The 19,658-nt window shown below is 67.0% G+C and carries 17 protein-coding genes and 1 riboswitch; of the genes, 9 read left to right on the forward strand and 8 right to left on the reverse strand.

Annotated features, from left to right (window positions below; all coding sequences use genetic code 11):
- Position 1 precedes the first annotated feature (1 nt).
- From QQ25_RS08805 to QQ25_RS08815, 3 genes are read left to right on the forward strand one after another with little or no spacing between them, the layout of a single operon-like run.
- Positions 2 to 367 (forward strand): DUF742 domain-containing protein, encoded by a 366-nt coding sequence (locus QQ25_RS08805; RefSeq protein WP_039318403.1) that lies wholly within the window; start codon positions 2 to 4, stop codon positions 365 to 367.
- Positions 348 to 953 (forward strand): GTP-binding protein, encoded by a 606-nt coding sequence (locus QQ25_RS08810; RefSeq protein ID WP_039317248.1) that lies wholly within the window; start codon positions 348 to 350, stop codon positions 951 to 953. Before QQ25_RS08805 ends, QQ25_RS08810 begins: the two co-directional genes overlap by 20 nt.
- A 3-nt stretch (positions 954 to 956) precedes the next feature.
- Positions 957 to 1,520 carry a pentapeptide repeat-containing protein gene (locus QQ25_RS08815; RefSeq protein WP_039317250.1) on the forward strand — a complete coding sequence of 188 codons (564 nt, stop codon included), beginning with the start codon at positions 957 to 959 and terminating at the stop codon, positions 1,518 to 1,520.
- Positions 1,521 to 1,535: 15 nt separating this feature from the next.
- On the opposite strand, the gene QQ25_RS08820 is transcribed toward QQ25_RS08815, so the two are convergent.
- Positions 1,536 to 4,193: an FHA domain-containing protein gene (locus QQ25_RS08820; protein WP_039378269.1), complete on the reverse strand. Its 2,658-nt coding sequence runs from the start codon at positions 4,191 to 4,193 to the stop codon at positions 1,536 to 1,538.
- Between the two features lie 76 nt (positions 4,194 to 4,269).
- Between QQ25_RS08820 and QQ25_RS08825 the strand changes: the two genes are divergently transcribed.
- Complete coding sequence (locus QQ25_RS08825) at positions 4,270 to 6,039, forward strand: BamB-related PQQ repeat family beta-propellar protein (RefSeq protein WP_039378652.1); 1,770 nt, start codon at positions 4,270 to 4,272, stop codon at positions 6,037 to 6,039.
- Here QQ25_RS08825 and QQ25_RS08830 read toward each other — a convergent pair.
- Together QQ25_RS08830 and QQ25_RS08835 are read right to left on the reverse strand one after the other, a co-directional pair.
- On the reverse strand, positions 6,036 to 6,917 hold the full coding sequence (locus QQ25_RS08830) for a hypothetical protein (RefSeq protein WP_039378653.1): 882 nt from the start codon (positions 6,915 to 6,917) through the stop codon (positions 6,036 to 6,038). The two genes, QQ25_RS08825 and QQ25_RS08830, sit on opposite strands and share 4 nt — an antisense overlap.
- 23 nt (positions 6,918 to 6,940) lie before the next feature.
- On the reverse strand, positions 6,941 to 8,173 hold the full coding sequence (locus tag QQ25_RS08835) for an NADH:flavin oxidoreductase (RefSeq protein ID WP_039317254.1): 1,233 nt from the start codon (positions 8,171 to 8,173) through the stop codon (positions 6,941 to 6,943).
- A 63-nt stretch (positions 8,174 to 8,236) separates the two neighbouring features.
- On the opposite strand from QQ25_RS08835, the gene QQ25_RS08840 reads away from it, so the two are divergent.
- Together QQ25_RS08840 and QQ25_RS08845 are read left to right on the forward strand one after the other, a co-directional pair.
- Positions 8,237 to 9,088, forward strand: coding sequence for a bifunctional methylenetetrahydrofolate dehydrogenase/methenyltetrahydrofolate cyclohydrolase (locus tag QQ25_RS08840; protein ID WP_039318409.1), 852 nt, complete (start codon positions 8,237 to 8,239; stop codon positions 9,086 to 9,088).
- Positions 9,085 to 9,378: a DUF3017 domain-containing protein gene (locus QQ25_RS08845; RefSeq protein ID WP_039317256.1), complete on the forward strand. Its 294-nt coding sequence runs from the start codon at positions 9,085 to 9,087 to the stop codon at positions 9,376 to 9,378. The genes QQ25_RS08840 and QQ25_RS08845 overlap by 4 nt, the downstream gene beginning before the upstream one ends.
- Here the strand turns inward: QQ25_RS08845 and erm are convergent.
- Entirely contained in the window at positions 9,375 to 10,115 is a 741-nt protein-coding gene (gene erm, locus QQ25_RS08850; protein ID WP_039378270.1) for a 23S ribosomal RNA methyltransferase Erm, read from the reverse strand. The genes QQ25_RS08845 and erm overlap by 4 nt on opposite strands.
- Positions 10,116 to 10,323: 208 nt before the next feature.
- Between erm and QQ25_RS08855 the strand changes: the two genes are divergently transcribed.
- Both QQ25_RS08855 and QQ25_RS08860 read left to right on the forward strand, forming a co-directional pair.
- Entirely contained in the window at positions 10,324 to 10,953 is a 630-nt protein-coding gene (locus tag QQ25_RS08855) for a TetR/AcrR family transcriptional regulator (protein ID WP_039378271.1), read from the forward strand.
- Between the two features lie 78 nt (positions 10,954 to 11,031).
- Positions 11,032 to 12,564 (forward strand): FAD-dependent monooxygenase, encoded by a 1,533-nt coding sequence (locus QQ25_RS08860; protein WP_039378272.1) that lies wholly within the window; start codon positions 11,032 to 11,034, stop codon positions 12,562 to 12,564.
- Positions 12,565 to 12,657: 93 nt separating this feature from the next.
- On the opposite strand, the gene QQ25_RS08865 is transcribed toward QQ25_RS08860, so the two are convergent.
- Genes QQ25_RS08865 through QQ25_RS08875 form a run of 3 tightly spaced genes read right to left on the reverse strand, consistent with a single transcriptional unit; the run spans position 12,658 to position 15,874 of the window.
- Entirely contained in the window at positions 12,658 to 13,392 is a 735-nt protein-coding gene (locus QQ25_RS08865; protein ID WP_039378273.1) for a class I SAM-dependent methyltransferase, read from the reverse strand.
- Positions 13,389 to 14,519: a homoserine O-acetyltransferase MetX gene (gene metX, locus QQ25_RS08870; RefSeq protein WP_039378274.1), complete on the reverse strand. Its 1,131-nt coding sequence runs from the start codon at positions 14,517 to 14,519 to the stop codon at positions 13,389 to 13,391. Before metX ends, QQ25_RS08865 begins: the two co-directional genes overlap by 4 nt.
- 20 nt (positions 14,520 to 14,539) lie before the next feature.
- Positions 14,540 to 15,874 carry a bifunctional o-acetylhomoserine/o-acetylserine sulfhydrylase gene (locus QQ25_RS08875; RefSeq protein WP_052235715.1) on the reverse strand — a complete coding sequence of 445 codons (1,335 nt, stop codon included), beginning with the start codon at positions 15,872 to 15,874 and terminating at the stop codon, positions 14,540 to 14,542.
- Between the two features lie 168 nt (positions 15,875 to 16,042).
- A riboswitch (SAM riboswitch) is annotated at positions 16,043 to 16,162 on the reverse strand.
- Positions 16,163 to 16,440: 278 nt separating this feature from the next.
- Here QQ25_RS08875 and QQ25_RS08880 point away from each other — a divergent pair.
- A complete protein-coding gene (locus QQ25_RS08880; RefSeq protein WP_039378276.1) occupies positions 16,441 to 18,690 on the forward strand; it encodes an NADP-dependent isocitrate dehydrogenase in 2,250 nt (749 codons plus the stop codon).
- Between the two features lie 66 nt (positions 18,691 to 18,756).
- Here QQ25_RS08880 and QQ25_RS08885 read toward each other — a convergent pair whose 3' ends face one another.
- Positions 18,757 to 19,584 (reverse strand): epoxide hydrolase EphH, encoded by an 828-nt coding sequence (locus QQ25_RS08885; RefSeq protein ID WP_039317269.1) that lies wholly within the window; start codon positions 19,582 to 19,584, stop codon positions 18,757 to 18,759.
- Between the last annotated feature and the right edge of the window lie 74 nt (positions 19,585 to 19,658).

The following is a 19,658-nucleotide window of genomic DNA, read 5'->3' on the forward strand; positions in this document are numbered from 1 at the left end:
TGTGGACGAACCAGAAGCCACCGATCGACCGAGTTTGGTGCGGCCGTACACATTGACGGCCGGCCGTACCGACTCGCGCGTGCATCTTCCGCTGGAAGCGCCGGTGCGAAAAACCGACACGACGCGCGAACCGCGTTGGACGGGGCACGATGTGCGCGCACAGATCGTAGAGTTGTGCACCGGCAGTCCTTCGGTTGCCGAGATTGCCGCACATTTATCCCTCCCCCTCGGCGTGGCGCGCGTGCTGATCGGGGACCTGGTGACGCAGGGTTATCTACGGGTGGAAGCCACCCTTGATGATTCGGCTAGCTTCGACGAACGCCGCGAATTGATTGGAAGGACCCTGCGTGGCCTACGAGCACTCTGAACCCCGCTCGGCCTCCGGCGCCCCCCGACGTGGGGCCGCGTCGACGAAGATCGTCATATCCGGCGGGTTCGGGGCAGGGAAGACGACATTCGTGGGCGCGGTGTCCGAGATCATGCCTCTCCGTACAGAAGCGTTGGTAACCAACGTCTCTGAGGGTGTCGACGCCTTGGACGGCACTCCGGACAAGCGCACCACCACCGTCGCGATGGACTTCGGCCGGATCACCCTCGACGAGGATCTGGTGCTGTACCTGTTCGGTACACCCGGGCAGCGCAGGTTCTGGTTCATGTGGGACGACCTGGTGCGTGGCGCGATCGGTGCCATCATCCTGGTCGACGTGCGGCGTCTGCAGGACAGCTTCGCCGCGGTCGATTTCTTCGAGGCCCGCAAGTTGCCGTTCATCGTCGCGGTGAACGAGTTCGACGACGCACCAAAGCATCCCACCCAGGCGGTGCGCAAGGCGCTGGCCCTGCCGGAACACATCCCGGTGGTGGCCGTGGATGCCCGCGACCGCAACTCGGCCAAGGCCGCGCTGATCGCGGTCACCGAGTACTCGTTGACCACTCTCAGCGCAATGCCCGGCTGAGGCGTGGCAGCAGACGAAACGGCCTGGGCGGACAGGGAATTCACCGGCCACGATTTCCGCGAGGAAGATCTCAGCCGGCTGCGTACCGAGCGTGTGGTGTTCACCGAGTGCGACTTCAGCGGTGTGGACATGTCCGAGTCGCAGCATTTCGGCTCGGCGTTCCGCAACTGCACGTTCCGCCGCGCCACTCTGTGGCACAGCACGTTCACCAACTGCAGTCTGCTGGGTTCGGTTTTCACCGAGTGCCGGCTGCGGCCCATCAAGATCGTGGAGTCGGATCTGACCCTGGCGGTGCTCGGCGGCTGCGATCTGCGCAGTGTCGACCTGTCGGACTGCCGGTTGCGTGAGGCCAGCCTGGTCGGGGTCGACCTGCGCAAGGCGGTGCTACGGCAGGCGGACCTCACCGGTGCGCGCGTGCAGGACGCCAAGCTCGACGAGGCCGATCTACGCGGCGCCCGCGTCGACCCCACGTTCTGGACCACCGCGAAGGTGCGCGGCGCCAAGATCGACATCGCCCAGGCACTGGCCTACTCGGCCGCCCACGGCCTCGACGTCCACGGCGGATGACGGGTACGGCGGAACTCAGCCGGCCTTCAGGCGGATCTTCCAGCGCACGAAGCTGACGTAGAACACCGACAGCGCGGCCAGCATCGCCATGTCGAACAGCCACGTGCTGGTGGTGTGCTCCCAGTGCGCGTCCTTGGGCGTCAGCGGCCCGGGCACCAGGCGGATCAGATCGACGGTCGAGGCCGACGCGGCAAAACCCCACCGTGCCGGGGTGATCCAGGACAGCTGGTCGAGCCCGACACGGCCGGTCACCGGAATCATGCCGCCGGAGAACACCAGCTGGCTCATGATCGCGACGACCAGCAGCGGCATGATCTGTTCGTTGGATTTCGCCAGGGCCGACAGCGCCAGGCCCACCATCGCGGCGGTGACGGTGGTGGCGGCCATGCTGGCGAACAGCTCGAGGGACCGGTTGGGCAGGACCACCCCGGTCTCGACCGCGCCCTCGCCAAAGCCCTTGCCCGCGATGGTGATGGCGGTGACGATCGCCGACTGCACGATGGCGAACACCGAGTACACGCAGACCTTGGCCAGCAGGTAGGCGGTGGTGGACAGGCCGACGGCCTGTTCGCGTCGGAAGATCGCCCGCTCGCCGATCAGGTCGCGGATGGTCAGTGCGGTACCCATGAAGATCGCGCCGACGTTGAGCAGTACCAGGATCTGGCCCGGCTCATTGGGTGCGTCGCCCATCGGGTTGGGTACGCCGAAGCCGACGGTGCCGGGCACCGACAGTGACAGCACACCCATGATGAACGGCAGCAGCGCCAGGAAGATGAAGTAGCCGCGGTCGGAGATGATCAGCCGCATCTGTCTGCGGGCGATCGTGGAGAACTGGCGCAGCAGGCTCGTCTTGGCAGGTTCACCCAGGTCGGTGGGCTGTTTCGAGGATGCCTCGGCCGCGGGTGCCGGGCCGGTGCGGGCCAGGTAGCGCCGGTTGGCCTCGGCAGGATCGCCCGCGACGGTGCTGAAGATGTCAGCCCAGTTGGTGGTGCCGAGTTCGGGGCCGATCTGGTCGGGCGGGCCGCAGAAGGCCGTCTTGCCGCCGGGGGCCAGCAGCAGCACCTGATCGCACACGTCGAGGTAGGTCAGCGAGTGCGTGACGACCAGCACCACGCGGCCGGCGTCGGCGAGCTGGCGCAGCATCGTCATCACCTGGCGGTCGAGCGCCGGGTCCAGGCCCGAGGTGGGTTCGTCGAGGATCAGCAGTGACGGGCCGGTCAGCAGCTCGAGAGCGACCGAGGCACGCTTGCGCTGTCCGCCGGAGAGCTTGTCGACGCGAGTGTCGAGGTGCTTGGTCATCTCGAGTTCCTCGAGCACCTGCATGACGACCTGTTCGCGGTCTTCCTTGGTGGTGTCGGGCGGCAGCCGCAGCTCGGCGGCGAACATCAGCGCCTGCCGCACGGTGAGCTGACCGTGCACCACGTCGTCCTGCGGGACCATGCCGATCCGGGAGCGCAGCGAGGCGTACTCGGCGTGGACGTCGTGGCCCTCGAAGGTGATGGTGCCGCTGGTCGGATGTGTGTAGCCGGCGACCTGTTTGGCGAACGTCGACTTGCCCGCACCGGACGGGCCGATGACCGCCGTGAGGGTGCCGGGCCGGGCGTCGACGGAGATGTTGTCGAGCAACGTCTTGTTGCCCTCGATGGTCCAGGTCAGGCCGCGAACTTCGAGCCCGCCGGTGCGGGTGTCGGCCTCGGTCTCGCTGCGGCGCACCAGGGTGCCGCCGGAGAACACCAGGTCGACGTTGCCGATGGTGATCACGTCACCGTCGTGCAGCACCGCCGAGTCCACCCGCGCGCCGTTGACGAACGTGCCGTTGATGCTGCGCTCGTCACGGATCTCGGTGCCGCCGGGCAGGGGGATCAAGGTGGCGTGATGGCGTGAGGCCAGCACGTCGGGGATGACGATGTCGTTGTCGGTGTTGCGGCCGATCTTCACCGCGCCTGCGGGCGCCGGGGCGGTACGCCCGGGCCGCAGGATCTTCATCATGCTGGTCGCGATGTTGCCGCCGGGCTCGCTGCTGCCGCGGTCAGGTGTGGCCGCGGGACCCATCGTGGTCGGCGCCTGGGCCGGGTTCGCGTTGTTGCGGACAGGCTGCGACTGATACGCCTGGGGTCCGCTGGGGTGACTGCCCTGCGGCCCGCTGGGATATCCGGCTTGTGGTCCGCTGGGGTAGCCGCCCTGCGGCGCGCTCGGATATCCGGTCGACGGCGTCGGGTAGCGCGGTTGCGGGCCGGAGGAGTAGCCCGGGCGCTGGGCCGCAGGTGGCTGACCGTATTGCTGACGCCCGGGAGCGGCTGCCTGCGTGGGCCAGGCGCCGCTGGGCCGGTTGGCGATCGGCACGGCCGCGGTCGGGGTCCGGCCGACGGAGCCCTGGTGTCGTCCGACCTCGAAGGTCACCTGGGGGCCGTCCGGGTTGCCGATGTTGACGACCTGGCCGTCATGGATGTCGATCGAGGGCACCCGGCGGCCGTTGGCGTACATGCCGTTGAGGCTGCCGTTGTCGATCGCGACCCATCGGCCTTGGTCGAAGCGCAGCACCAGGTGCGCGCGCGAGATCAGCGGGTGGGCAATACGGACGTCGGCTCGGAGGTCTCGGCCGATGACGACATCGTTGCCCGGGGCAAAGGTACGGGTCGATCCGTCGTAACGAACGGTCAGCGCAGGGCTCATCGCGCTCAACTCTATCGGTACTTTTCACCGGGGCTGGGCCGTTGCGGCGGTGTCGCGGCGTGTGACGATGGCTCACATGGTTTCTGAAGGGTCGCAGAAGACGGCCGCCCGGGTGCTGGGCGTGCTGCGGTCGGTCGGCACGATGCTGGCCGGAGCGGCAGTGGTGTTGTTGGTGTGGGCCGCGGCGCTGGGCGCGTGGGCGCGGTTGATCGCACCGCGCAGCACCGCCGAAAGCGCCTGGTATGTGGTCGGCCTGCACCGCTGGGGCGACGCATTGCCGAACCGGATGGCTCTGGCCGTGGCCGTGATCGCGGTGGTGCTGATCGCCGCGATGGCCTACAGCGTCTGGCGTGGGCGCACGGCCCGCGACCTGGCGGCGACCCCTGCCGGGGCGGCAGGGGTCGCGGCGCTGCTGTTCATCGCTTACGTCAGCCAGGGAATCCCGGCTTTCTACCGGACGGCGATGGACAGTTCGCCGGTCACCGCGGCATTGCCTGCCGGCATGGCCTCGTGGTGGTTGTGTCTGGCCGGTGCGGCGGCGACGTTCCTCGCGGCGCGGGCCATCCCGCGGTCGGAACGCGGCGCGGCGAAGTTGCTGGCTGTCGGTGCAGCGATCGCTGTCGTGGTTGCCGCGGTGGTGACGGTGGGTGCGTTGCGTGCCGGTGACGACGGCCGCTTCCTGGACGCGACGACGGCGCCAGCTACCGATGCGCCCGCGCTGCCCGGCGCGTTGGGGAAGCGGACATTCACGGTGTCGGTGCCCGACGCGTTCGCCGATCAAGGCCTGCCGACGTATGACATCAGTTCTGCTGGAGCAGGTTTCGCGGTGTACCGGGATGGCCGCATCACGGCCTACGGTCCCGACGGCAAAGAGCGTTGGCATTACGCGCGTACCGGGCCCGGCGATGTGGGCGTCACCGGGATGCGGGTCCTCGACGGTGGCGCTACGGTCTTGGCCTTCATCGATGGCGGTCTTGTCGGCCTGGACGCCATCACCGGGCAGCAGTTGTGGATCGGTGCGGCCGCAGAACTGCAGGAGGCCGCCCGCGGGCGCTTCAGCGTTGCGACCGGTCCGTTCATCGTGGGTTGGAACGACGAGCGCGTCTGGACCCGGTATGACGGTCGCACCGGCCGCGCGATGTGGAGCGTGCCCGCACCGCATCCCGGTTGCGGCATCGTCGAACCCGTGGTGACGACTTCGGGTGTGGTGTCGACGGTCCAATGCCAGGACGGCAAGGTCTGGTTGACCGTGCTCGATCCCGAAACCGGGGAAACCGGTTGGGACACAGTGCTGTCGGACAAGCCGATCGACCCGTCATTGCCGATCGAGCAGCGCTATCTCCAACTCGGGGCCAGGCCGGCCAACGGCATCGGAGTCTTCGTGTCACTGGTCGGAGCCGGTGCGCCGAACGGTGCACTGTATGCCGACATCGCTCATCGCATTGTGACCCCACTGCCGGCAGACGGGCGTCCCGCCGAAACATACGGTCCCAGTGAGGACTTCGTGGTGTGGTATCTGACTGACCGGGCGACCCGGCTGACCCTGTTCGGTCCTGACGGGCACCAGCGGTGCCAGGTACCCGACGGTGTCGAGCCGGTACGGATGAACGTGCAGAGCCTACGAGTCGATCAGCCTGCCTTTGTCACGTTCCCCGACACCCTGTTGCTCGCGGACCGGGGCCCCCGGGGCGGCGCGGGATCGTTGCGCACATTCGACTCGAAGACGTGTACTCAGACCGCTGCGGTGCCGGCGGAAGCGGTCGAGGGAATCGTCCCCGTGCCGGGCGCGGTGCTGGTGCTGCGACGCGACGGGCAGACGCTGCAGGTCGACGGCTACACCGCTTAGGCGGGTGTATTCGCCAGTGTGGGAACGGCTTCGGCCGGGTAGCGGTCCTGGGCGTCCCAGACGTCCCAGGTCTGCACGGCCCAGAACACGGCGAACAGCACGATGAGGGTGAGCTCGACGGCGATCACCCAGAAGTGCCATCCCAGGATCAGCAGCACGACTCCGGCCACGATGGTGACGAGCATGAGCGTGGAGATGGCCGCGTAGAACCGAGCCAGGCGCCGGCGCACCGCGGCCCTGGCGTAGCACGCGTGGTAGACCGCCACGAGAGTGATGGCCAGGAACATCGCCACCGCCGCGATCACGTGTGCGTGGTCGGCGAACCAGCCCCACAGCATCAGCGGTGCTCCGGCGATGGAGATGGCCAATAGCGCTGCCGGCAGCCATTTTTCGACGCCGAGGAGCGCGGTGGCAATCGTCTTCCACAGTGATGCGGCCTCTTCGCAGGAGGGGACCGACGCCACGGGTGCCGCCTGTGGGCGGCGCCAGCGTTGCAGGGCCAGATACATCCCGGTGCCGACGGCGACGGCCACGAACAGTGCGGCGACGTTGTTGGCGACGCCGCCGAACGGGTCGGTCACCGTGGGAAGCCATGGGCGGCACAGGTCGTCGGGACCCGTGGGCACCAGGGCCACGATGAATGCCATGAAGCCGGAGTAGTTCAGCAGCGCGTCCTCGCCGACCCGGCTGCCCTTGTACGCGATCAGGCAGATGCCGATGGCGCACAGTGCGGCCACGAACACCGCGTGGGTGCGGGTGTAGAAGAACGCGCTGATCGACCCCTGCGGGCAACTGTGCGCCCACGTCAAAGCCAGTGAGGTCAACAGAAACACCACCAGCGCGACCAGGCCGACCCGCACATAGCGGTAGGTCACCATCGTGTCGCTGGTGATGTCGGAGCTCACTTCACGAGTGTGTCCGGCGCTCCCGTCACCACGCAATGGGTGTGGCTGTAGATCGTCGGCATGCACATGTTGCAGTGCGTGCACTTGGACAAGACACGGCCTTGACCGTCGATGTCCTTTTCGGCCTTGATCCGGTTGAGCAGGTCCGGCTCGGCGAGCAGCGCGCGGCCCATCGCGACGAACTCGAAACCCGCCGCCATCGCCCGGTCCATGGTCTCGCGGTTGGTGATGCCGCCCAACAGGATGATGGGCATGGTCAGCTCGGCGCGGAACTTCTCGGCGTCGCGCATCAGATACGCCTCGTGGTACGGGTATTCGCGGAAGAACTTGTTGCCGCTCATCCGGATTCCCCAGCTGATCGGGGGTTTGAAGTTCGCGGCGAACTCCTTGACCGGGGCGCCGCCGCGGAACAGATACATCGGGTTGACCAGCGAGCTGCCCGCCGTGAGTTCGATGGCGTCCAGCCCGCCGTCTTCCTCGAGCCACTTCGCCGTCTGCAGCGACTCGTCGATCGGGATGCCGCCGCGGACACCGTCGCTCATGTTGAGCTTGGCGATGACGGCGATCTTCTTGTCACCGTGCTTGTCGACGGCGTCGCGCACCGCGCGCACCGCACCGCGGGCCACCTTCGCGCGGTTCTCCAGCGATCCGCCGAACTCGTCGGTGCGTCGGTTGATGAGCGGGGACAAAAACGAGCTGGCGAGGTAGTTGTGCCCGAGGTGAACCTCGACTGCGTCGAATCCGGAGTCGATGGCCAGGCGTGCGGCGTTGGCGTGGGCCTCGGTCACCGCGCGGATGTCGTCGATCGAAGCTTTCTTCGCAAACCGCATCGACAGCGGGTTGAAGAACCGCACCGGTGCGAGCGCCGTGGCCTTGTTGGTCCGGGAGTTGGCGACGGGCCCGGCGTGGCCGATCTGGGCGCTGATGGCCGCGCCCTCGGCGTGGATGGTCTCGGTGAGTTTGGTCAGTCCTGGGACGGCCTCGGGGCGCATCCAGATCTGCCAGCCGTCGGTGCGGCCGCCGGGGGAGACCGCGCAGTAGGCGACGGTGGTCATGCCGACGCCGCCGGCTGCGGGTAGTCGGTGGTAGTTGATCAAATCCTCTGTGACCAGGGCATTTGGTGTGGACGCTTCGAAGGTGGCGGCCTTGATGACGCGGTTGCGCAACGTCACCGGGCCGAGCTTGGCCTCACTGAAAACATCAGTGAACACATTGGGCTGAGTGTTCATGTAGGAAGCCTGCCACAGTGCAACTTTGCGCGGCCCGCCGCGGTGCCTGACACAATGGCAGCCGTGGGTGCGATTGTGTTGGACGGTAAGGCGACGCGCGACGAGATCTTCGTCGACCTCAAGCAGCGCGTAGCGAAGTTGGCCGAAGCCGGCCGGACGCCCGGCCTCGGGACCGTGCTGGTCGGTGACGACCCCGGCTCGCAGGCCTATGTGCGCGGCAAGCACGCCGACTGCGCGAAGGTCGGTATCAACTCGATCCGCCGCGACCTGCCCGCCGACATCACCCAGGCCCAGCTCGACGAGACGATCGATGAGCTCAACGCCAACCCGGAGTGCACGGGCTACATCGTGCAGCTGCCGCTGCCCAAGCATCTCGACGAGAACGCGGCGCTGGAGCGCGTCGACCCCGCCAAGGACGCCGACGGTCTGCATCCGACGAATCTCGGTCGGCTGGTGCTCGGTAAGGACGCGCCTCTTCCCTGCACTCCCCGTGGCATCGTGCACCTGCTGCGCCGGTTCGACGTGCCGATCGCGGGGGCGCACGTCGTGGTGATCGGACGCGGCGTCACCGTCGGCCGGCCGATGGGCCTGCTGCTGACCCGCCGTTCGGAGAACGCCACCGTGACGCTGTGCCACACCGGCACCCGTGATCTGCCCGCGCTGACCCGGCAGGCCGACATCATCATCGCCGCGGTCGGTGTGCCGCACATGGTCACCGCGGATATGGTCAAGCCGGGTGCCGCCGTCGTCGATGTCGGTGTGAGCCGGGTGGACGGCAAGCTGACCGGCGATGTCGCGCCCGACGTCTGGGAAGTGGCCGGGCACGTGTCGCCCAACCCGGGCGGGGTGGGCCCGCTGACCCGCGCATTCCTGCTGACCAACGTTGTCGAGCTCGAAGAGTCGAAACTGGCGTGACGGCAAAGGAGTTCGTCCGCAAGGTGGTTGCCGGGCAGTGGCCGATCCTGGTGGTCGGGCTCATTTTCGTCGCGGCCTTCGCATTGGTGGTGGCCGGCTACTGGCGGCGCGGCGCGTTGTTCATCGGCATCGGGGTGGGCGCCGCGGCAGCGCTGCGCCTGGCCTTGACCGATGATCGGGCCGGGCTTCTGGTGGTGCGCTCGCGGACCATCGACTTCGCCACCACGGCGACGGCGAGTGCTGCGGTGCTCTACATCGCCTGGACCATCGACCCACTCGGCACCAGCTAGCGGACCGCGGCGAACAAGGCCGCCCACTGCTGTGCGGACAACTCCCGTGGCAGCGCCAACGGATGGATTCCATTGGCCTGCAACCATCGCCGGTCCACGTGCGGTCGCAGGATCTGCGCCAGGCCGCGCCCCCGCCCGGTGAATACCTCGTGCGCCAGGGCCTGATAGTCGCGGCGGTCGGCCCATGGGATCAAAGGTTCATCTCGGCGCCTGATGGTCAGCAACCCACCGTCCACGCCGGGCCGTGGCCGAAACGCATCAGCGGAAACCTTTCGCGCCAAATCGAACTCGAACCACGGCCACCACTGCGCCGTCATCATGGTGGCACCGCCGACGGCGGCCCGCCGCCGGGCCACCTCCCACTGCGTCAGCAGTACGGCGTCGGTCCAGCCCGGGCCGTGCAGCAGCCGCCGCAGGATCGCGGTGGTCAGGTGGAAGGGGAGGTTGCCCACCACCACGTGCGGTGCCCTCGGCAGCCGGTACTGCAGGAAGTCGGTGCTGAGCACCTCGGCCGAGGTCCGGTTCGCGAGCCGTCTGGCCCGTCGGCGGTCGATCTCGATGGCGGTCAGCGGACGGCCCAGCCGTTGCAGCGGGAGGGTCAGCGCACCGTCACCGGCGCCGATTTCGACGATGGGACCTGTTGTGCGCGCGACGATTTTGACGATGTCGGCGACCACTCGACGGTCGCACAGGAAGTTCTGGCCGTACTCGTGCCGGCCGTGAAGAGTTGAAGGCACGGAAACTCCGCAAGTCGCAGGGACAAAGCTGCTGCGGCGGATGCTCCGAGAAAGTGAGGTCCGCCGGCTATGTGATGCGCAAGCGGATGTAGGTCACTGACATGGCTGCCACGCTAGGCAGGCGGCGGTCTGGCTTCAACCGAATTTTCACAGGAGATGCCCAGGAGGCAATCTTGCCTGTCGGGCAACATTTGGTTACCGTGAAGCCATGCCACCCGGACTGCGAGAACGCAAGAAGCTCGACACCCGCAGGGCGCTCAGCGACGCCGCGCTGAGCCTCGCGTTCGAGCGTGGGCTGGAGAACGTCACCCGCGAGGACATCGCCAACCTGGCCGGGGTCTCGCTGCGCACGTTCACCAACTACTTCGCCGGCAAGTACGACGCGCTGGCGTACCGGCAGCAGGAACGTATGCGCAAAAGCATCGAACTGTTGCGCCGACGTCCCGCAGATGAGCCGCTCTGGACCGCCATCACCGAGGCGGTGATCAAACCGCTGGACGCCGACATGTCGGACGTCTACGGTGTGGAGCACTCGCTGCCGACCCGTCAGCAGCTGGCCGAGGTCCGAAAATTACTCATGGTCCCGGAGATTCGCGACGCCACCTTTCGGGGGATGTTCGAGGAGTGGGTCGCGGCGATCGCCGAACGGACCGGCACCGATCCGCAGCGCGACATGTATCCGCGATTGGTGGCTGCCGTCGTGCGTGCGGTCGGCGACGTCGCGATGGACGAGTACGGAATGTCTGATCCACCGGTGGCCTTCACGTCACTGCTGCGCGAAGGGTTCGCGGCGGTGGCCGCGGGCCTGCCTGAACCATCTCCGCCGATTTCTACCTGAGGGTTGCGGCGGCGGCCAGACAACTGCCCTGGCGTCGAAACCGACGCGGACGGGGCACGAAACATGTGGGGAGAAACCATGACCGAAACCGATGTCGTCATCTCGGGCGCCGGACCCAACGGCCTGCTGGTGGCGGGGGAGCTGGCCCTGGCCGGGGTACGCCCGGTGGTGCTCGAGCAATTGCCCGAACCCAGCGAGGAACTCAAGGCCAACGGCATTGTCGGACAGGCCAACCGAGCGCTCGATCTGCGCGGCCTGTACCGGGAGCTCAGCGGGACGGGTCAGGCGCCGGAGCCGATGCCGGGCTACATCTTCGCGGGCATGCAGGTGCCGTTCACCGATGTCGTCGACAACCCGATGTACGGCATGATGATTCAGCAACCGCGCGTGGTGCGGCAACTGGTGGACTGGGTGCAGAGCCTGGGGGTCGAGATCCGGTGGGGTCACGAGCTCGTCGGGTTCGAGCAGGGCGCTGCGGGCGTCCTCATCGAGGTCACCTCGCCGTCAGGTGACTACACGTTGCCGGCCACCTACCTGGTCGGAGCCGACGGTGGCCGCAGCCCGGTCAGGAAGAAGGCGGGTATCGAGTTTCCCGGGCTGACCACAGACGTGGTCGCCAGGGTGGCCCACGTCAGCCTGCCGGACGAACTGCGCAGCGGGTACGGAGAATTGAATGTTCCCGGTCTCGGGCGAATCCCGTTCGGTCACAATCGTTTCGACCGTGGGGTTCTGATCTATGCCGAGTTCCAGCCGGGACGGTCGATGGTCGGGACCATCGAGTATGCCTCGCTGCTGCCCGACGACGCCCCGGAGATGACCATCGACGAATTGCGGGCGAGCGTGCACCGCGTTGTCGGCGCCGACGTGCCGCTTGCCCCGCCGAACTGGCCGGGACCGCATGCTCTGCGGCGGATCAACGGCCAGAACACCCGTCAGGCCGCGCAGTACCGCGCCGGCAATGTCTTCCTCGTCGGCGATGCGGCCCATGTGCATTCGGCCATGGGCGGGCCCGGGCTGAACCTGGGCATGCAGGATGCCATGAACCTGGGCTGGAAACTGGCCGCTGCGGTGCAGGGCCGGGCACCTGATGGCCTGCTGGACAGTTATCACAGCGAGCGCTGGCCGGCCGGGCAGCGGGTGATGATGCACTCGAAGGCCCAGGCCGCCCTGATGGCCGCTGGTCCCGAAGTCACCGCGCTGCGAACACTTTTCGGTGAACTGCTGGCCACGCCGGACGGCTCGGCGCACATCGCCGGCGTGCTGGCCGGTTCCGACGTCCGCTACGACGTCGGTGATGGGCACAGGTTGTCCGGTTACCTGGTCCCGGCATTGACGTTGTCCGACGGCCGCCGGATCGCCGAACTGTTGCACAGTGGACGGCCCGTGCTGCTCGACCTGTCCGGCGGCGACTGTGCCGATGCAGTGTCGGGTTGGCAGGATCGGGTCGATGTTGTCGTGGCGACCGTCGTCGACCGGCCCGCCGCGGCGTTGCTGATCCGGCCCGACGGCTATGTCGCCTGGGCCGCAGACGAATTCGACGAGGCTGGGCTGCGGGCGGCGCTGCACCGCTGGTTCGGTCCGGAAGCCGAGGTGGCCGCGCTCAGCGCCTGAGAGCGCGGCGCAGGACAGCGGGGGGCCGCGCTACGTGCTCGCCGCCGAATGTGAGCTTGTGTGCGAGATTTCGTCGAAAAATGGGCAACAAGCTCACGTTCGGCGCAAGTTGGATCTGATCCCCACCGTGACGTAGGGCAGCGCCAGCCCCGACGAGTTGGCCAGCGCCGGGTGGGTGGCGAGCAGTTCGCGGACCTTCTCCAAGGTCTGGGTGCGCACCCGCTCAGGTGAGGTGATGCAGTAGCTGCGGGAGGCCACCAGATCGATGAGGGCCTGGGGCGTCAGATAACTCGTCCACTCCACCTGATGCCGTTCGATCTCGCCGAACGGCTCGGCCAGTTTCACTTCGTTGTTGAACGGATCGTGTTCGGGGCCGATGATGTGGCCCAGATCCTTGACCCAGCCCAGCCGCTCGTCGCGCGTGTTCCACACCAGTCCCAGCCGGCCTCCGGGGCGGAGCACCCGGCTGACCTCTTTGACCGCCCGCTCGGGGTCGAACCAGTGCCAGGCCTGGGCGACGAGCACCGCGTCGACGCTGTTGTCGGCCAGCGGAATCTCCTCGGCCGTGCCCAGCAGCGCCGGGGTGTCCGGCAGTGAGTTCGACAGCAGCTCAAGCATTTCCGGGATGGGATCGACGGCGATCACATTCAGCCCGCGCTCCACCAGCCGCGTCGTCAGCTTGCCCGTGCCTGCGCCCAGGTCGAGTACATCGTTGGCGCCCTCGGGAAGCAGCCAGTCGATGGTCTCCGGCGGATAGGACGGCCGGCCGCGCTCATATGCAGCGGCTTCCGAGCCGAAGGACAGGGAACGCTGCTTGGACGAGCTCACCGCTGTGCCAGCTCCAGTGTGCGGCGGATCAGCTTGCCCACCACCTCGGTCTCCACCAGGAAGCCGTCGTGGCCGTAGGCCGAGTCGACGACGTCGAGTCCGTTGCAGCCGGGCAGTGATTCGGCCAGTTCCTCCTGCAGCCTGATGGGGTACAGCCGGTCGGAGGTGATCCCGCCGACGATGACGGGCACCGGACAACTGCGCAGGGCGCTGGCGACCCCGCCGCGGCCGCGGCCCACATCGTGGGTGGACAGCGCATCGGAGAGCACCACATAGGTGCCCGGGTCGAAGCGGCGGGCCAGTTTGCCGCCCTGGTATTCCAGGTAACTCTGCACTCCGTAGCGCCCGCCGGTGGCCGGATCTTCCTCGCCCTGAGCCTCGTTGCCGAATCGCTCGTCGAGTTCTTCCTCGCCGCGATAGGTCAGGTGGGCGAAGCGCCGGGCGATCTCCATGCCGGCCAGCGGGGCCCGGCCGGTGTCGTAGTAGTCCCCGCCCTGCCAATCCGGATCGGCCTTGATCGCGGCCACCTGGGTGCTCTGGGTGCCGATCTGATCGGCCGTGGCGCGGGCTCCGACGGCCAGCACCAGCCCGGACCGCACGTCGTCGGGATGCCCGATGAGCCATTCCAGCGCGCGGGCTCCGCCCATCGAGCCGCCGACCACCGCGGCCACCTCGGTGATGCCGAAGGCTGCCAGAGCGGCCCGGTCCGCCTCGACCTGGTCACGGATGGTGATCTGGGGAAACCTTGAGCCCCATGGCTTTCCGTCGGGGGCGAGCGAGCCGGGACCGGTGGACCCTCGGCAGCCGCCAAGGACGTTGGTCGAAATCGCACACCACTGGTCGGTGTCGATCGGGGCGCCTGGCCCGGCCACCCCGTCCCACCAGCCTGCGGTCGGATGGCCGTCGCCGGCGGGTCCGGTGACGTGGGAGTCGCCGGTCAGCGCGTGCAGCACCATCACCACGTTGTCGCGCGCGGGGGACAACTCGCCCCAGCGCTGGACGGCGATCGACACGTCAGGCAGGACGGTGCCGCTCTCGAGCGTCAGCGCACCGATGTGCACGACGCTGATTTCGCCTTCGGCGGGCAAGTGCAGGGTGGACACGGCCGGTTCTTCGGTGATCGTCATGCCGGTCTTCTCTCGCCGTCCTACACCGTCGCCGCAGTCTGCGGGACGCCGCTGAACGGACGCGCGGCGGCGAATCCCTGCTCCAGGTCGGCCAGGATGTCGTCGATGCCCTCGATGCCGACGGCCAACCGCACGAGACCGGGCGTGACGCCGGTGGTCAATTGCTCCTCGGGGGAAAGCTGTGCGTGGGTGGTCGAGGCGGGGTGGATCACCAGGGAACGAACGTCACCGATGTTGGCGACGTGACTGTGCAGCGTCAGAGCGTTGACGAATGCCTTGCCGGCCTCGATCCCACCCTCCAATTCGAATGCGAGCACGGCGCCCGTGCCCTTCGGAGCGATGGTCCGGCCCAGCTCGTACCAGGGGGAGGTGGGGAGTCCGGCGTAGTTCACCGAGGTGACGCCGTCATGTCCGGCCAGGAACTCGGCGACCTTCTGCGCATTCTCCACGTGGCGTTCAACACGCAGGGACAGCGTTTCCAATCCCTGCGCGATCAAAAACGCGTTGAACGGTGAGACGGCGCTGCCCAGATCGCGCAGCAGCTGCACCCGGGCCTTGAGCGCGTACGCCGGTGCGCCGAGCTCGGCGAAGATCACGCCGTGGTAGCTGGGGTCCGGTGTCGTAAACCCGGGGAAGCGTCCGCTGGCCGTCCAGTCGAAGTTGCCGCCATCGACGATCACCCCGGCGATCGCCGAACCGTGCCCGCCCAGGTACTTCGTCGCCGAGTGCACCACGATGTCGGCGCCGAGCGAGATCGGCTGGATCAGGTAGGGGGTTGCGATGGTGTTGTCGACGATCAGCGGCACGCCGTTCTCATGTGCCACGGCGGCCACGCTGGGGATGTCGAGCACGTCGATCTGGGGATTGGAGATGGTCTCGGCGAAGAACGCCTTGGTGTTCGGCCGGACGGCGGTCTGCCATGAGTCAGGAGCATCAGGGTCTTTGACGAAGCTGACCTCGATGCCGAGCTTGGGCAGCGTGTAGTGGAACAGGTTGTACGTGCCGCCGTACAGGCGCGGGCTGGACACGATGTGGTCCCCGGCGCCCGCCAGGTTGAGGATCGCGAAGGTCTCGGCGGCCTGGCCCGAGGACAGCAGCAGCGCGGCGACGCCGCCTTCGAGTGCGGCGATGCGCTGCTCGACGACGTCGGTGGTGGGGTTGCCGATGCGGGTGTAGATGTTGCCCGGCTCGGCCAGGCCGAACAGCGCGGCGGCGTGGTCGGTGCTGTCGAAGGTGTACGAGGTGGTCTGGTAGATCGGCAGCGCGCGGGCGTTGGTGGCGCTGTCCGGCGTCTGGCCCGCGTGGACCTGCTTGGTCTCGAACGACCAGTTCGCGGTGATTTCTGGGTTTGTCATGGCTCGGTGTCTCCTCCGTACGGGATGAGGAAGGTCAGGGGGTGCGGTCGGCTACCGGGCGTCGGGCCTGTCGTCGATCACGACTGGCCGACACCGTGGGTTCACTGACACATACACATGGCTGGCCTCCATCAGGTTTCCCTGTCTGTCTGGGGGCCCGTACCTTCGGACCCGCGCTTGCCTTACAGCCGCGAACGACTGCTCAACCTGGTCATCACCCGGGGCACCCCACCGCGGTTGGAGGGTTGCCGGCCAGCAAGCCGGGGCTTGATGCTGACACTCATGACCGGCTTGCAGCTTAACGCAACGCGCTGAGGCCGTGCCAGTCGGTTGTCCGGGGTGTTTGCCGGTTCTGCGTGGGCCGGACTGAAACACGTTCAGTTCGGTCGCGGCGCGAAGGTGTCGGCCGCCTGAACGTCAGCCAAAGTTACTGGTCAGTAATGAAAGCTGCCCCTTCGGGGCGATGCCCGTCCTTGTAGTCTGGCCGCGATAACTAGAGCAGCGAATAACCGCGGGTGAGGGCGAGTGATCCTCGTCGAACCCGACTGACGCCGGGAGAGCAAACCATGACTGCCCAGCAGCCGACCATCATCTACACGCTGACCGACGAGGCGCCGCTGCTTGCGACGTACTCCTTCCTGCCGATCATCCGCGCCTTCGCGGAGCCGGCCGGTATCGACGTCCAGACCAGTGACATCTCGGTGGCGGCCCGCATCCTGGCCGAATTCGGCGACTACCTGACCGAGGACCAGAAAGTCCCGGACAACCTCGGTGAGCTGGGCCGCCTCACCCAGCTGCCCGAGACCAACATCATCAAGCTGCCCAACATCAGCGCCTCGGTTCCGCAGCTCGTCGCCGCGGTCAAGGAGTTGCAGGAGAAGGGCTACGCGATCCCGGACTACCCGGGCGACCCCAAGACCGACGAAGAGAAGGCTCTGAAGGAGCGGTACGCGAAGATCCTCGGCAGCGCGGTGAACCCCGTTCTGCGCGAAGGTAACTCGGACCGCCGCGCCCCCAAGGCGGTCAAGGAGTACGCGCGCAAGCATCCGCACAGCATGGGTGAGTGGTCGCAAGCCTCACGGACCCACGTGGCCACCATGAAGACCGGCGACTTCTACCACGGCGAGAAGTCGATGACGCTGGACCGGGCTCGCAACGTCCGCATGGAGCTGGAGACCATCGGAGGCGAGCCCGGCAAGACTGTAGTGCTCAAGCCCGAGGTCAAGCTCGACGAGGGCGACGTCATCGACAGCATGTACATGAGCAAGAAGGCGCTGATCGACTTCTACGAAGAGCAGATCGAAGACGCCTACAAGACCGGCGTCATGTTCTCGCTGCACGTCAAGGCGACCATGATGAAGGTCAGCCATCCGATCGTGTTCGGCCACGCGGTCAAGGTCTTCTACAAGGACGCCTTCGCCAAGCACGAGAAGCTCTTCGACGAGCTCGGTGTCAACGTCAACAACGGCCTGTCGGATCTCTACAGCAAGATCGAGGCGCTGCCTGCCTCGCAGCGTGAGGAGATCATCGAGGACCTGCACCGCTGCCACGAGCACCGGCCCGAGCTGGCCATGGTGGATTCGGCCAAGGGCATCTCGAACTTCCACTCGCCCAGCGACGTCATCGTCGACGCTTCCATGCCGGCGATGATCCGCCTCGGCGGCAAGATGTATGGCGCCGACGGCCGTACCAAGGACACCAAGGCCGTCAACCCGGAGTCGACGTTCTCCCGGATGTACCAGGAAGTGATCAACTTCTGTAAGACCCACGGTCAGTTCGATCCGACCACGATGGGCACGGTGCCCAACGTCGGTTTGATGGCGCAGAAGGCCGAGGAGTACGGAAGCCACGACAAGACGTTCGAGATCCCGCAGGCCGGGGTCGCCAAGATCGTCGACATCGATTCCGGTGAGGTGCTGCTGAGCCAGGAGGTCGAAGAGGGCGACATCTGGCGGATGCCGATCGTCAAGGACGCCCCGATCCGGGACTGGGTCAAGCTGGCCGTCAACCGCGCCCGGTTGTCCGGTATGCCTGCGGTGTTCTGGCTCGACGACGAGCGTCCGCACGAGAACGAGCTGCGGAAGAAGGTCAAGGCATACCTCAAGGAGGAGGACACCGAGGGCCTGGAGATCACGATCCTGCCGCAGGTGTGGGCCATGCGCTACACGCTGGAGCGTCTGATCCGCGGCAAGGACACCATCTCGGTGACCGGCAACATCCTGCGCGACTATCTGACCGACCTGTTCCCGATTCTGGAGTTGGGCACCAGCGCCAAGATGCTCTCGATCGTGCCGCTGATGGCCGGCGGTGGCCTGTACGAGACCGGTGCCGGTGGTTCGGCGCCCAAGCACGTCCATCAACTGGTGGAGGAGAACCACCTGCGCTGGGATTCGCTCGGCGAGTTCCTGGCGCTGGGCGCCAGCCTTGAGGACCTGGGCAACAAGACCGACAACGCCAAGGCCAAGGTGCTGGCGGCCGCGCTGGACACCGCGACCGGAGAGTTGTTGAACGAGAACAAGTCTCCGTCGCGCAAGACCGGTGAGCTGGACAACCGCGGCAGCCAGTTCTACCTCGCGCTGTACTGGGCGCAGGCGCTGGCCGAGCAGACCGAGGACAAGGAGCTGGCCGCGCACTTCGCGCCGCTGGCCAAGACGCTCGCCGAGCACGAGCAGACCATCGTGTCCGAACTCAATGCGGCACAGGGCAAGCCGGCCGACATCGGTGGCTACTACTACCCGGACCCGGAGAAGACCGCCGCGGTGATGCGGCCGAGCAAGACGCTCAACGAGGATCTCGCAGCCGCCGAGAACGCTTAGGCTCCTCGGCGCGGTAACGCGGTGGCGGTCAGCGATTCGTCCGCCACTGCGTTACCCACGCGGGCGTCAGCCCGTGGCGCGCGTTTGACTGATGTGCGGGTCCACGAACTCGGTGATCACCTTGGTGATGGTGTCGGGCGCCTCGAACATCGGGACGTGACCAACGCCCTTGAGCGTTTTCACCACCGCGTCCGGTGCCAGGCTCTTGGTGAAATGCCGGCTGAAGCGCGGCGCAGGCAGCACCCGGTCCTTCTCGCAGATCACCAGTTGGGTTGGGGTTCGCGAGTTTTTGATCTCCATCAGGCCCGCGGTGGTCAAAGCCTTGACCATGAGTTTGAAATACGCCGGGCAGTGGGCCAGGTCCTCGATCAGGTCGCGGCGATCGCTGTCGTTGAGCACGTCGGGTGTGGCGCTCACGGCCAGATATGAGATCTGCTTGGTCAGTGGGAGTTTCAGCAGTTGCTCGCCCAACACCGCAGTCGACAGCACTATCGGCAGGGCCGCCATGAACTTGGCGATGATCTCGTACTTCGCCAGCGTGTGCATCGACCAGCCACCTGCGGGCGCGATGCCGGTCAACGTGCGGGCCCGGCCACGCCGTTCCAGTTCGAAGGCCACCCAGCCGCCGAGGGAATTGCCGACGATGTGCGCGGTGCACCAGCCGATCTCGTCGAGCCGGCGTTCCACGTCATCGGCCAGTGCCGCGACGTCGAGGAGGAGCGGTGCGTGGGCGCCGCCGTGGTGGCCGGCCATGGTCGGGGCGAACACCTCGTAGCGGCCGGTCTGCGCGAGTTGCGGTGCAACGTACTTCCACACGCTCTGCGACAAGAGGAACGGGTGCAGCAGCAGGATCGGTTCGCCCGACCCGAGGTGAATGGGAGCACGTTCGGCCATGCCGCCAGACATTAAGGTGATACCTCCGGTATCGCAAGAGGCCACCCGTGAGTGACGGTAGCCACCGGTACGGT

Source organism: Mycolicibacterium setense (genome assembly GCF_000805385.1).
Classification (GTDB): Bacteria; Actinomycetota; Actinomycetes; order Mycobacteriales; family Mycobacteriaceae; genus Mycobacterium; species Mycobacterium setense.